The organism is Pseudomonadota bacterium, assembly GCA_039028155.1.
Lineage (GTDB): Bacteria > Pseudomonadota > Alphaproteobacteria > SP197 > SP197 > JANQGO01.
The window spans coordinates 68,943-81,974 of the sequence record JBCCIS010000004.1; the positions used below are offsets into that span (position 1 = coordinate 68,943).

The 13,032-nt window shown below is 61.1% G+C and carries 12 protein-coding genes; 10 read left to right on the top strand and 2 right to left on the bottom strand.

Annotated elements, in window-relative coordinates; all coding sequences use genetic code 11:
* Positions 1-336 precede the first annotated feature (336 nt).
* The 3 genes from AAF563_03355 (at position 337) to AAF563_03365 (ending at position 2,600) form a co-directional block, all read left to right on the top strand.
* On the top strand, positions 337-825 hold the full coding sequence (locus tag AAF563_03355; GenBank protein MEM7120287.1) for a twin-arginine translocation pathway signal: 489 nt from the start codon (positions 337-339) through the stop codon (positions 823-825).
* A complete protein-coding gene (locus AAF563_03360; GenBank protein MEM7120288.1) occupies positions 825-1,478 on the top strand; it encodes a ferric reductase-like transmembrane domain-containing protein in 654 nt (217 codons plus the stop codon). Before AAF563_03355 ends, AAF563_03360 begins: the two co-directional genes overlap by 1 nt.
* A 486-nt stretch (positions 1,479-1,964) precedes the next feature.
* Complete coding sequence (locus tag AAF563_03365) at positions 1,965-2,600, top strand: heme-binding protein (GenBank protein ID MEM7120289.1); 636 nt, start codon at positions 1,965-1,967, stop codon at positions 2,598-2,600.
* Positions 2,601-2,742: 142 nt separating this feature from the next.
* Here the strand turns inward: AAF563_03365 and AAF563_03370 are convergent, their stop codons facing one another.
* On the bottom strand, positions 2,743-2,937 hold the full coding sequence (locus AAF563_03370; protein ID MEM7120290.1) for a hypothetical protein: 195 nt from the start codon (positions 2,935-2,937) through the stop codon (positions 2,743-2,745).
* Between the two features lie 730 nt (positions 2,938-3,667).
* A complete protein-coding gene (locus AAF563_03375; protein ID MEM7120291.1) occupies positions 3,668-4,504 on the bottom strand; it encodes a hypothetical protein in 837 nt (278 codons plus the stop codon).
* 393 nt (positions 4,505-4,897) lie between these two features.
* Between AAF563_03375 and AAF563_03380 the strand changes: the two genes are divergently transcribed.
* The 7 genes from AAF563_03380 (at position 4,898) to AAF563_03410 (ending at position 13,020) form a co-directional block, all read left to right on the top strand.
* Positions 4,898-6,400 carry an arylsulfatase gene (locus tag AAF563_03380; GenBank protein MEM7120292.1) on the top strand — a complete coding sequence of 501 codons (1,503 nt, stop codon included), beginning with the start codon at positions 4,898-4,900 and terminating at the stop codon, positions 6,398-6,400.
* Between the two features lie 194 nt (positions 6,401-6,594).
* Positions 6,595-7,611, top strand: a complete 1,017-nt coding sequence (locus AAF563_03385; GenBank protein MEM7120293.1) for a MoxR family ATPase — start codon at positions 6,595-6,597, stop codon at positions 7,609-7,611.
* Between the two features lie 5 nt (positions 7,612-7,616).
* The gene (locus tag AAF563_03390) at positions 7,617-8,579 is read left to right on the top strand and encodes a DUF58 domain-containing protein (protein MEM7120294.1); all 963 of its coding nucleotides are present in this window, start codon (positions 7,617-7,619) and stop codon (positions 8,577-8,579) included.
* Complete coding sequence (locus tag AAF563_03395; protein MEM7120295.1) at positions 8,576-9,079, top strand: DUF4381 domain-containing protein; 504 nt, start codon at positions 8,576-8,578, stop codon at positions 9,077-9,079. The genes AAF563_03390 and AAF563_03395 overlap by 4 nt, the downstream gene beginning before the upstream one ends.
* Positions 9,066-10,049, top strand: a complete 984-nt coding sequence (locus tag AAF563_03400) for a VWA domain-containing protein (protein ID MEM7120296.1) — start codon at positions 9,066-9,068, stop codon at positions 10,047-10,049. Before AAF563_03395 ends, AAF563_03400 begins: the two co-directional genes overlap by 14 nt.
* Positions 10,046-11,707 (top strand): VWA domain-containing protein, encoded by a 1,662-nt coding sequence (locus AAF563_03405; protein MEM7120297.1) that lies wholly within the window; start codon positions 10,046-10,048, stop codon positions 11,705-11,707. Before AAF563_03400 ends, AAF563_03405 begins: the two co-directional genes overlap by 4 nt.
* Entirely contained in the window at positions 11,704-13,020 is a 1,317-nt protein-coding gene (locus tag AAF563_03410) for a hypothetical protein (protein MEM7120298.1), read from the top strand. Before AAF563_03405 ends, AAF563_03410 begins: the two co-directional genes overlap by 4 nt.
* Positions 13,021-13,032: the final 12 nt, after the last annotated feature.

A 13,032-nucleotide genomic window follows, 5' to 3' on the forward strand; every position in this document is an offset into this window, starting at 1 on the left:
TCGTCGATTCACAGGCTTAAGTCCGATGCAAGCATCAGCGTGAACAGCTCCCTCGGCATAGCAAGACCTTTCTAGTACCCTGAATAGGCAAGATGCTCATCGAATAGAGGCACAAACCCCCAAGTCCGTAGCGGCCCCACGCGGCGCTACCTGAGGCATACGCGATGTTATCCGTCGTGCCCGCAGGCCATCTCGATCACAAAACCGTGGACACCATATGCTTTGCTGTCGAGTGCCCCTACCTAGAGGTAAGAATAAATCCGCGGGCGGCGCTTATCTGCTCAAGCAGGTTGCTTCAGTCAGACCAGGACAACTGACGCGAAAGGAGATACCGATATGACGATCATCAACCCGACCCGCCGCGAGCTGTTTGCTGTCACTGCCGGTGCGGCGCTTGCCGTCGGTGCGCCGGCTTGGGCGCAGGACCTCGCCCCCACACCGACAATGCGCGGCGGCGCGAACAACTACTGGCCCGGCGCACCGATTGTCGATCGTATCGGCGGCGGTGGTTTCTGGATGACTGGTACCGTAAGGCGTGCAGGAGACGGCGCACCGCTGGCTGGCCGGCGCATTCAGATTTGGGCACATACAACCGAGGGGCACGAGCGGGAACCAGAGAGTCATGGCGCCACACTGACCGCCGACGACGGTACATTCCGTTTGGAGATGCCGCAGATTGTTCCTGCCTTCGGTCAACCGCACGGCCACCTCGCTTACGATGCTGAATACGACGACGGCGGCTTCGAGACGGTCTTCTTGCGACCTGTTATGTCAAGTGCAGAGGAAAAGACGCTGCACGCCGATTTTGTGCTGCTCCCAGCTTGATGGCGCGTGGCGCCACGACCATTCGTGCGGTTCTGGCTTGGACGTGTGTCGCAACGGCAGTGGCCGTCCCGCTTGCCATAGCGGCAGCCAGCCCGCTTCTGGCATGGCGCGAGCCTGCTTACATAGCAGCCGGTTTCGCGGGCATCATCGGGCTGGCGCTGATGCTGCTTCAACCGCTCCTGATAGGGGGCTACCTGCCGGGACTGCGCGCACGGCTTGGATCAAAGGTGCATGTCTGGATCGGTAGCCTGATCGTCGTGGCCGTCGTCATGCACGTTGCCGGCCTCTACGTGACAAGCCCGCCCGACGTGATTGACGCGCTTCTCTTCCGATCGCCGACGCCATTCTCCCTTTGGGGTGTCATCGCGATGTGGGCCGTTCTGGCCGCGGCACTCCTTGCCGCATTCCGCCGACGCCTGAGGATCGCGGTCTGGCGGATGGCGCACACCTTCCTCGCCGCCTTGATTGTCGTTGGTACCGTTATCCACGCGTTGCTTATTGAGGGAACAATGGGAACGGTGTCGAAGGTTGCTCTTTGTGTCTTGGTTCTCGCGGCAACGTGCAAGGTGATCGCCGACCGGCGAGTCATAACAACTGCAATACGCCGCCGCTCCCGCGTGCGGGTACCCACCGATCAGCGCGAGGTCCAATAGGAGTTGCGGATCTTGAAGGGTGATGGTCGCTGCACCTAACTCGCCCAATGTTCTGCCAGCGTGTTACCGACTGCAACGTGTGTCTTCTCGAATCCAGATGCACATCCTCCGAGTACCCACGCCTTGATCCCCTTGGACCCCACCGCCGCGGCGGAGCCGCCGGTCAAGATGTGCTGCTGTCGGCCCGAGGGCTCTGCCAGACCGCACCCCCGAGATCCGCGTCGACGTTCACCTGCAGCTGGCGATAGGTACAGGTAATGCTGTGGACGCGGACGGTGACGTAGAGGAGCAGGAATCCGATTAAACAGCCTGCGGGTCGGCTCTGAGCGCGGACGACGTCTGAAGAAGTTTCCTGCAGGAAACCGCTGACCGCGGTGGCCGAAGGGATAGTTAATCAAATCCGTTTCGGGGGTAGGCGCGCACACATCCGAGTAAACCAATGGTGCTGGAGCGGCGTATCAGTCCGGTAAAACAAGGCTGATGACGATGAAAACTGTAACGGCACTTTTTGGCGCGTTGTTTCTATCGGGTTGCTCACTGATTGGCGTTCGCTCAGACACGGAGCACGCTCCCTACGCAGTGGTCGCCGAGATCAGCGATACGATCGAAGTCAGACGTTATCCTAATCTACTCGTGGCTGAGGCGACGGCAGAAGCCGATGACGAGGTTAGTGGTCGCAACGCGGCTTTCCGTCTGTTGTTTGATTACATCTCTGGCGCCAACCGTTCAAAGGAAGCGGTCGCGATGACAGTTCCGGTCGAAACAGACAGCTCTTCCTCACAAATCAGCATGACAGTTCCGGTTGAGACGGCAGTCGACGACGTCGGCACCTATTCGATGAGGTTCTACTTCCCGTCTGGATACGACATGGAGAACGCTCCAGAGCCGACCAATGCCAACGTGATCGTGAATGAAGTGCCTGAACGAACTGTCGCTGTTTTGCGTTTCTCAGGCTCGACGGGCACCGACAACGTCGCTCGGCATACTGAGTCGCTCATGCGGACGCTCGAGGAAAATGGTCTACAGATCACCGGTGATCCGACCTACATGTTCTACGATCCGCCGTGGACGCTTTGGTTCCTCCGGCGAAATGAAGTGGTCGTACCTGTAATCGCTGATTAGGCTCGCACAAGAGTTCTACGGATTTTGCCAAGACCGGGACGGCCTGAACAAAAAACGCTAGCTGCTATCAAGTTGCTCGTAGCGATCCGGCGTCACCCCGCCGAGGCACTTAACGGCCAAGATCAGGCTCTGCGAGCTCGCGTCAATAGTGGAACGAGATGGGTGTGTTGACCCACAGGAAAACGGTGTTCTGGGATGTTCCATCTGCATCGATCGGCAGCCCGTGAAACAGAATGGATGTCAGGTGCAGATGGGTATCCATCATGCCGGGATGAACGATGCCGCCCTTGGCATCGATCGTTTCCTCCGCCGTATAGGCGGCCAGCACCTCGGACACCGACCCGACGCAGGCAACTTCTCCTTGCCGAATAGCGACGGCACCAGGTCGGAAGCTCGGCCGGGCCCTGTCACCTGTGAAGACGACTCCATCCATCACAATGGTTTCGACGGAAATCCCAGCGCCCTCCATAAACGTTGCTCCCTTACCCGACCAGGCTCTACCCCTCAGATCGAACGTGTTGTCGCACTACGTCGTCGTTGGATCGCGACGTTTAGTGCCCGCACTTTGAACGGAGAAGTCTCTCACCCGGGAAGCCTGGGAAACAGACGCTTTGGGTTACTGCCACCGCGGCCGTGTAATGGGGGTGCGACAAGAGGACGAGGCGGCACCTCGGTCTCTGCAGAGACCGTTCAGCGGACAAGAGACTCGACTAACGTGCTATCCGCCTTTAAGTCGCCCTGAGCAGTAGTCCGATAACTTGCACTATGGAAAGAGGTGGTGGTGCGGGCAGTCTGCTGCGAACCCGTCTCTGCTGCGGCAAACTCCCTGTTAACGGGGAAGGTACAGGGAAATCTCCCGGTTTCTGACCCTCTTCAGGTATCCCGACCCGGATTTTCCTGTGCTTTCAAAAGCACTGAGACAAACTCCCTGCGTACTGAATCAGAGAAACTGCAGAGCCAAAGAGGGAGGTTTCTCGATGGTTCATGGAGCCGTTTTGCTCTGTTGCATTAGACGCATCGCCACCAGGTTTGCCCAAAGACCTATGCCGAGATTGAAGTGCGAACCCCTAAAACTGAAACCCGATTCCCACCAAAGGGCCAGCGTAGGTTAGGTCCAGATTCAGCCTGGAGCCGCCGCTGCCTTCGCTGTAGTCGAAGGCATAGGCGCGATAACCGCCAAACAAGTCGATACCGCTGTCGAATGTGTAACCAACGAGACCAATCAATTGCCATGTCGAGTCGGCGCCAACATCGAAGCCGCCGTAGTCGCCCCATAATGTCACCCGCCAGTTGCGCGCCGGCGCGACGACAGCACGAACACCTACGACAGGATCGACCCAGTCGACGGTCCGGTCCCTCTGTGATGACGTTGTCAGTCCCAAGATCGCGGCGCGCGCATCCAACTCGGTGACGACACGATTGTAGCGGGCGCCACCCAGCACATCGATCGAGAGGCCGATGCCGTCCTGATTGTTTGCGCGCCATGGCCGATCGTAGACGCGATAGGCACCGTAGCCAGCCAGGATCGTTTGCTTCAGTTCGACATCCAAATTGGCGGTCAGGGCACCGCCCGCTGAAGCCAGCTCGTTGTCGGCGGTAACTCTGAGATACGCAACATCGGCGATCAGCGACCACGGCCCCTTCCGGGCCTGACCGTAACCCATGATGCCGCCCTCAAGACCTTCCAGGATATCGCCGAAACTGACATCGACATCGGTCGTTACGGGCCCTACGCCGACATCGCCTGTGATCGCACTGGCAAACAGATAGGCACTCGCATCGAATTGCCAATCGACATGGCCTGCGTTCTCGGCCTCGTCTTGGGCATGTGCCGGCGCGACAAGCAGCACCGCTACCATCGACAATGCCGCAAGCTTCGCGCCGGTGAGGAACCAACGAAACATAAGCTGCCCCCTTCTCGGACCTGACCTGATTGGCGATCGTTATCTGCTTCTTTTGACCGCGCCGCAGGTCTTGCCGAACCCGTCCCCTAACGTTGCCATGATGGTTACAGGCAGGAACCTGCGCGACAAGACGAAAGATGTGCGACGAATTGCGCTCCGCACTCGAACGCCTCGTCTCGGTCAGGCGACACGATCAAAGCGGTTTGCCGATTGCGCGCTTTGCGATGAGGTGATTAGCTACAGACTTAGGGGCGCAATAAAAAAAGAATGTAAGCCAGTTTGTTTTTGTTTCCTGGCCTGCAATTTTGTTGTTGCGAATGCCAGTCAACATCAAGGGGGGATGTTGTGTTTTCATCAAGGTGGAAGACCAGGGCGCTGTCACTACTGGTGACAATGGCCGCCATTGCAATCGCGCAGCCCGCGGTCGCGCAAGAGGACAAGCCGAACTTTCTCATCATCTGGGGGGATGATGTCGGCTGGTTCAATATCTCGGCCTACAACAACGGCATCATGGGCTACTCGACGCCCAACATTGATCGTATCGCCAATGAAGGCATGCTGTTCACCGACAACTATGGCGAACAGTCATGTACCGCGGGGCGTGCCGCCTTTATCACCGGCCAGTCGCCATTCCGCACCGGCTTGACGAAAGTCGGCCTGCCTGGTTCTGACCTCGGCCTGCAGCCTGAGGATCCGACCATTGCGGAGATCCTGAAGCCGTTGGGGTACATGACCGGCCAGTTCGGCAAGAACCACCTGGGCGACCGCGACGATATGCTGCCGACCAACCATGGCTTCGACGAGTTCTTCGGCAACCTCTATCATCTGAATGCCGAAGAGGAGCCCGAGAACATCGATTATCCGACGAACCCTGAGTTCGCCGAAAACTTCGGACCGCGCGGCGTTCTCAAGGCTTCGGCTGACGGTGAAATCCAGGATACCGGGCCGCTGACCGCGAACCGCATGGAAACCGTGGACGAAGAGTTTCTGGCGGCGGCGTTGGACTTCCTGGATCGCGCCAACGCCCAGCAGAAACCGTTCTTCCTTTGGTTCAACTCAACGCGGATGCACATCTTCACGCATCTGAAGCCGGAGAGCCAAGGCATCACCGGTTACGGCATCTATGCCGACGGCATGGTCGAGCACGACGGCCACGTCGGTCAGTTGCTCGACAAGGTCGACGCGTTGGGGATCGCCGACAACACGATGGTGATGTACTCGACCGACAACGGCGCGGAGGTGTTCTCGTGGCCCGACGGCGGCACGACACCGTTCCGCGGCGAGAAGAACGAGAACTGGGAAGGCGGTTACCGCGTGCCGTTGCTCGTAAAATGGCCGGGCGTGATCGAGCCGGGCACTGTCTCGAATGACATCATTTCGCACCTCGACTGGATGCCGACCATTGCCGCGGCCGTTGGCGTTCCGGACCTGAAAGAACAGTTGCTGACCGGCTATACGGCAGGTGACAAGACCTTCAAGGTACACCTGGACGGGTACAACTTCCTGCCCTACTTCAAGGGCGAGGTCGACGAAAGCCCGCGCAAGGAGTTCTTCTACTTCTCCGATACGGGCGATCTGCTTTGCCTGCGTTATGAAGATTGGAAGGTCGTCTTCGCCGAACAGCGTGCGGAAGGTTTCGACGTCTGGGGCGAACCATTCATCTTCCTGCGGCTGCCGAAACTCTTCAATCTGCGGTCGGATCCGTTCGAGCTGGCCGACCATGTCTCGTCCTACTATGACGACTGGCTCCTGCGCCGGGCCTTTGTCTTCGTGCCGGCACAGGTCATCGTCGGTAACTTCCTGGCGACGTTCCAGGAGTTCCCGCCACGCCAGACGCCCGCCAGCTTCACGATCGATCAGGTCATGGAGCAGATGGCGCGAGGCACATCGCAGTAAGGCGGTCACCGCCGGATGTCTTTGCCGGCTATGCCCCGATCGATCCCATGTGGGACGATCGGGGCGCAGCCTGGTGTATTGACCGGTCCGTCATGACACTACATCGGTTTTGTTTGTGGTGGCCGTAGTTGCCGCTGGTCGAAGGAGCTCGAGCGGCAGTGGTGACGGGGATGGGTTAACGGGACGATAGGGCCATGGACAACGCACGCGACCAGATCAATAACCTCGTAGCGCGGATGGGCCGCTCCATCATCGGACAAACCGATGTCATCGAACGCCTGGTTGTCGGCATCCTGGCAAACGGCAACCTGCTGGTCGAGGGCTTGCCTGGGCTCGCCAAGACACGGGCGATCAAGGCCCTGGCGACCAACATGGACGCTGACTTCAACCGTATCCAATTCACGCCGGACCTTCTGCCGTCCGACGTGACCGGCACCGAGGTCTATTACGCCGCTGGCGGCAAGGGCGAGTTCCGCTTCGAAGCAGGTCCGATCTTCGCCAACATCGTGCTCGCCGACGAAATCAACAGAGCGCCCGCCAAGGTTCAGGCCGCTTTGCTCGAGGCGATGGAGGAGCGACAGGTCACGGTAGCCGGAACGACCCATAACCTTCCGCCGCTCTTCATGGTCATGGCGACCCAGAACCCGATTGAGCAGGAAGGCACCTACCCGCTTCCCGAAGCGCAGATGGATCGCTTCCTGATGAAGGTCCTGATCACCTATCCGTTGCCAGCCGAGGAAGGCGGCGTCATCGAGTTGGTGCGCGGCGAAGAACGGCATGCCGCGGGCCTCGCGGCCCAGGGCGACAGCGTAGGTGATGACGAGAAAAAGCCCGCGGCAACCCAAGAACCAATTCCGCAGGAAGCGGTGTTCGCCGCGCGCCGGGATATTGCTGATCTCCATGTCTCCGAGGCCATCAAACAGTACATCGTCGATATCGTCTGGGCGACCCGCGATCCCGCCCGCTATTCCGACGATTTGGCGCGATGGGTCGAGGTTGGCGCCAGCCCGCGTGCGTCGCTGTCACTCGACAAAGCGGCTCGCGCCTATGCGTGGCTGAAGGGGCATGACTTTGTCGGACCGGATGACGTCCGCGCCATCATGCATGACGTTCTGCGCCACCGCATCGCGCTGACCTACGAAGCACAAGGCGAAGGCATATCGACCGATCGCGTGATCGACGACATCATCGTTCAGGTCGCATTGCCCTAGGTTCGATGGCCGACCCAACCTCCATCCTCGACGACGGCCAGGGCGCCTATGTCAGCCTTGAAGGCCTGAGGCGGTTGGAGGGCAATGCGCGACAGCTAAGCTTCTTGCCGCGCCAACCTTCCCGCAGCGTCTTGAGCGGTCGTCACGCGTCGAAACTGCGTGGACGCGGTATCAACTTCGAGGAGATCCGCAACTATCTTCCGGGCGACGACATCCGGACCGTCGACTGGAAGGTTACGGCGCGGCTCGGCGAACCGCACATACGTGTCTACACAGAAGAACGTGACCGGCCGGCGCTGATCGTTGTCGATCAGCGGATGTCGATGTTTTTCGGGTCGGTGTTGAACCTTAAGTCGGTGACGGCGGCCGAAGCCGCGGCACTGGCCGGTTTTGCGATCCTTCGCGCCGGTGACCGGGTCGGCGGAATCGTGTTTGGCGACCGCGACATGGTGGAGATCCGGCCCCAGCGTTCCCAACGCACGCTGAACGCTATCTTGAAAGCGATCGTCAACGGGAACCGCGCTCTCCGTGCCGATGTGCCGCCAGTCGCCAGACCGATGCCGATTGACCAGCCGCTGGAGGCCGCCGCGCAGATCGCGCGTCACGACCATACGGTCCTGGTGTTCAGTGACTTCGACGGCATTGGCGCCAACACCCGGCGTATCCTCTCGGGACTCGCCCGCCACAATAACCTTGTTCTCGTCGTCGTGACCGATCCGTTGGCACAGGACCTGCCGCGCAACCTGCGTCTTGTGGTCAGTGACGGTGACCTTCAAGCCGAGATCGACACCAGCGACGGCCGCACCCACCAGTCACTTCACGAGGTTGCTGCGGGGCGCGTTCAACAGATCCTGGCTTGGGAGCGTGAACTGGGCATACCCGTTCTACCGCTGACAAGCAGCAAGGAAACCGTCGGACAGATCCGACGGCTGATGGGCCGCGCCATTGCGCCGAAGATGACCCGATGAGCGAGCAGGCAACCGATAATCTTGAAGCGATGTCGCTGACTGAGCTGCTCGACCAGATGCATGGCGTCGTCGAACCGGAGCCCGTGTCATGGATGCCCCAAACCACCGCATGGACGGTTGTGGCGGCCATCCTTGTCTTGCTGGCCGTCCTGGCCGCTTGGCGATGGCTGCGGCACCGGCGGCAGAATCGCTACCGGCGGGACGCGCTCGCCGAGCTCGATCAGATCGAAACAGAGGCCAGTCCTGAGCTGGCGCTGCGTGTTGCCGAGCTTCTGCGACGCACGGCGCTGACACGGTTTGACCGGCGCGACGTTGCTTCGTTATCCGGCGACGCATGGCTTGCCTTCCTGGACGGCTGCAGCGACGGCGGAAGTTTCCAAGGCACGCCCGGACATACCCTGGTGACGGCACCCTATGGCGCGACGGCTGGCGAGGCCGACCAAGGCGCCTTGATCAAAGCGGCACGCCACTGGATCAGGACCCACCATGCTGGAGTTTGACCATCTCTGGGCATTCGTGATCGCGCCACTGCCGCTGCTTGTCTGGTGGCTGGCACCGCCGCGACGCGAAACCACATCGGCGATCCGCGTACCGTTTTTCGACTCCATGGTCGACGCGACAGGCATCAAGCCACGCAAGGGCTCCGCGATCCTGCGCCGCCGCGCGGTGCAGATGGTCACAGCATCTATCGCCTGGCTGCTTCTGGTCACAGCGCTTGCCGGCCCGCAATGGGCTGGTGAACCGATTGAACGTACCGAGACGGCGCGCGATCTGATCCTGGCGGTCGACCTCTCGCAGTCCATGGACCAGCGTGACTTTGCACCGCAGGGTGCTGATCCCATTTCCCGGATCGATGCGGTGAAACAGGTTGTCGGTGACTTCATCGACCGGCGTGACGGTGACCGCATCGGTCTGATCGTCTTCGGCACGCGGGCCTACATTCAGGCGCCGTTCACACGCGATCTCAAGACCGCCCGGTCCCTGCTTGACGCCACAGAGGTCGCCATGGCGGGACCACATACCGCGATCGGCGATGCCATTGGCCTGGCGATCCGGACGTTCGAGGCAAGCGATGTCGATGAACGCTTGCTGGTCCTGCTGACAGACGGTGCCGACACTAACAGCCGCATGACACCGTTGAACGCCGCCGATATCGCCGCACAGAACGGCGTCAAGATCATCGCCATCGGCGTCGGCGACCCCAACGCCGCGGGCGAAAACCGCGTCGACTACGACGCCCTGCAGCAAATCGCCGACAAGGCCGGCGGTCTCTTCTTCCAGGCCGACGACATCGAGGGCCTTCAGTCCGTGTACGCCGAGATCGACAGTCTGGAGCCTCAGATCGTCAAGTCCGTCTCCTACCGGCCACGGCAGTCTCTGGTCCACATCCCGCTCATAGCGGCCTTCGTGGTTGTCTTCGCTACGCTGGCGGGGCTCACCATGTGGCCGCGCCGAAAGATCGCAGCATGACGGCATTCATGGACATGATGGACGCCTTTCGATTTCTGCGGCCGCTTTGGCTGTTCGGCATCCCGGCGACGCTTGTCCTGTGGTGGCTGGTGCGCCGTCGGTTGACGGCTGATCCGCCATGGACCGCGCAGATCGCACCACACTTGGCGCGCCATCTGACGGTCAACCGCCGGAACGCGCGGCGCCTGCTTCCCATCGACGCGACAGCGGCATGCCTTGCGCTGATCTGCGTGGCGGCGGCTGGCCCGGCGTGGAAGCCGGTGCCCAACCCCTTCGTGTCCGAGACGGCCCCTCTCGTCATCGCGCTTGAGGTTTCCGACACCATGCTGGCCAGTGACGTCCAGCCGACCCGGCTGGAACGCGCCAAGATGAAGATACGCGATCTCATAGCCGCCAGAACGGGTGCCAGAACCGCGTTGATTGCCTATGCCGGTTCAGCGCACATGGTGCTGCCATTGACCGACGACCCCGCCGTTATCGAACCGTTTCTGGAGGGATTGTCGCCTGACATCATGCCGGTGCCGGGTAACCGGGCGGACTTGGCGATCGATCTTGCCGCCGGCTTGCTGAAGGGCGAGGAGACACCGGGATCCATTCTGCTGGTCACCGACGGTGTCGACGATGCCGCCATCGAGACAATCCGAACCTTCGATGCCGCGGGTATCGTTGCGCTGATCGTCGCGACCGAGGACAGCGGTCCCATCGTCAACGCCGACGGCGGCATCGTCACCGGCGCGGATGGCGGGCGTCTGACGGCGGATCTGGATCGCGATACCCTCAACAAGCTAAGCGGCGCCGGTGTGGATGTTGTCGAGGTACAGCTTGGCGACAACGACGTCCGCGCTGTGGTGAGCCGTGTCGCATCCAACCTGCGCAACGCGCTCGATGACAGCGACGATGTGATGTACCGCGACGAGGGCTGGTGGATCGCCTGGCCGATCGCCTTTCTAATTCTGATCTGGTTCCGGAAAGGATGGACGATGCGCTGGGCCGTCATCTTGATCATGAGCCTGCCCCTACTTGTGCCGCAGCCGTCGCTCGCGCAATCGGGCTCCGTGTCGAGCCAGGCTGAAACCGACGAGGACTTCGCCGGCAACTGGTTCCTCGATGTCTGGCTAACGCCCGATCAGCAAGGCCGCCTCGCCTACAACGACAAGGACTATCTTCGGGCAGCCCAACTGTTCGACGATCCGATGTGGCATGGCCTGGCCAACTACCGCGCCGGCCGATACGCCGAGGCGGCGGCCGCCTTTGCCCGCGTGCCGACGGCCGACGGCCTTTTCAACATGGGCAACGCTCTGGTTAAGGCGCGGGAATACGACGACGCCGTCGCCGCCTTCGAGCAGGCGCTTGTCGAGGACCCCGACCACCAGGAAGCGCGTGACAACCTGGCCGTCGCCCAAGCCCTGGTCGCCTACGTCAATCGTGTCCGCGAGCAGTCGGGCACCGGCGAGCAGTACGAGCTGGGCGCCGATGACTACAAGTTCGACCTGGAGGCGGGCGAAGGCGAGAAACATGTGATGACGCAGGCCGACCAGATGCGCCTGGAGTCAGCCGATCAGTGGATGCGCGTGGTCGATACACGCCCCGCTGACTTCCTGCGCAACAAGTTCGCGCTGGAAGCCGCGACGCAGCCAGCACAGGAAACGGCACAGTGAGATGTTTCCTGATCCTATGGCTGGTCACGCTCCTGCTGTCGATCTCACCATTGCGCGCGCAAGAGGAAGAGCCGCCCGATGGCCCGTTCGTGCGTGTCGAGGTCGATCCGGAGACGGTGTCCGTTGGCGAGGCAGCCGTGATGCGCGTGACGGTCCTGGCACCGACCTGGTTTCCAGAGCCACCGGTCTGGCCGAGCTTCGAGATAGCGAATGCCCTCGTCATGCTGCCGCCCGACAGCTCGCGGTCTGTCACCGAACGGATCGGTCGCGACAACTGGGCCGGTGTCGTCAGGAGCTACCGTCTCTATCCTCAGCTTGCCGGTGAATATCGAATCACCGGACAAACACTGGATGTCACCTATGCCGACCCGCAGACCCGTGAGCCGATCTTCCTGAGTCTAGACGTACCGGACATCGTCATCACGAGTGCCGTGCCACCGGGCGCCGAGACACTCGATCCCCTTCTCATTGGCACATCGTTGACGCTTGAGGAGGAGACCACCGGCATCACCGACGAACTTGAAGCCGGCGACGCGGTGGTACGAAGCGTGACCGCAACCATCGACGGCATGCCGGCGATGTTTCTGCCGCCACTGATAGCGCCCCTCGACGACGCGGGCCTCTCCGCATTGGTCCGCCAACCGATTGTCGAAGACCGGCAGAACGAGCGGTCCGATGCGATTGAATCAGCGACGAGATCCGAGAGCGTCTCCTATGTCTTCGAAACCGGCGGCACGTTCGTGCTTCCGGCGATCGAGCTCAGTTGGTGGAACACCGAAACCAGCGTCATCGAGACAGCAACGCTGCCGGAGACCACACTGACTGTCGCCTCGGCGCCGGGCACACCGGCTGCCGAAAGCGGTTCCACACGCACCGGACTCGTGACGTTGTGGAGCGCGGTCGTCCTTGTCGTCCTTGCCGCGCTCGTCGTTGTTTTCTACCTCGCCTGGCCCAGACTGCGGGCGTGGCGGACACAACGTCATGCCCGCTACCTGGCGTCTGAGGCGTATGCATTTCGCTGTCTGGAAAACGCCGCGAGACATGGTGGTCTGAGCGACGTTGATCGGCAACGACAGATCTGGCTTGCACGTCTAAACGTTCGTGACCGAGAGCCCATCGAAGCAACCACCGGTGACGCTCTAAGTCGTGCCTTTGCCGAACGCTATGCGCCAGGACGGCAGCCGGAAGCCCTGAGCCAAGAGGAACGGCAGGATCTGCTGACGTCCCTACGCAAGGCGCGCGCGCAACCTCGGAGCACGACGGCAAGGTCGACTGAGCGCCGGTTACCGGCACACCTCAACCCGGTCTCGTGACATGATGCGGGC

What these genes read in the sequence shown, in the direction of transcription:
- AAF563_03355 (MEM7120287.1), top strand. Translation starts at nt 337, where the DNA reads ATGACGATCATCAACCCGACCCGCCGCGAGCTGTTTGCTGTCACTGCC.
- AAF563_03360 (MEM7120288.1), top strand. Translation starts at nt 825, where the DNA reads ATGGCGCGTGGCGCCACGACCATTCGTGCGGTTCTGGCTTGGACGTGT.
- AAF563_03365 (MEM7120289.1), top strand. Translation starts at nt 1,965, where the DNA reads ATGAAAACTGTAACGGCACTTTTTGGCGCGTTGTTTCTATCGGGTTGC.
- AAF563_03375 (MEM7120291.1), bottom strand. Translation starts at nt 4,504, where the DNA reads ATGTTTCGTTGGTTCCTCACCGGCGCGAAGCTTGCGGCATTGTCGATG.
- AAF563_03380 (MEM7120292.1), top strand. Translation starts at nt 4,898, where the DNA reads ATGGCCGCCATTGCAATCGCGCAGCCCGCGGTCGCGCAAGAGGACAAG.
- AAF563_03385 (MEM7120293.1), top strand. Translation starts at nt 6,595, where the DNA reads ATGGACAACGCACGCGACCAGATCAATAACCTCGTAGCGCGGATGGGC.
- AAF563_03390 (MEM7120294.1), top strand. Translation starts at nt 7,617, where the DNA reads ATGGCCGACCCAACCTCCATCCTCGACGACGGCCAGGGCGCCTATGTC.
- AAF563_03395 (MEM7120295.1), top strand. Translation starts at nt 8,576, where the DNA reads ATGAGCGAGCAGGCAACCGATAATCTTGAAGCGATGTCGCTGACTGAG.
- AAF563_03400 (MEM7120296.1), top strand. Translation starts at nt 9,066, where the DNA reads ATGCTGGAGTTTGACCATCTCTGGGCATTCGTGATCGCGCCACTGCCG.
- AAF563_03405 (MEM7120297.1), top strand. Translation starts at nt 10,046, where the DNA reads ATGACGGCATTCATGGACATGATGGACGCCTTTCGATTTCTGCGGCCG.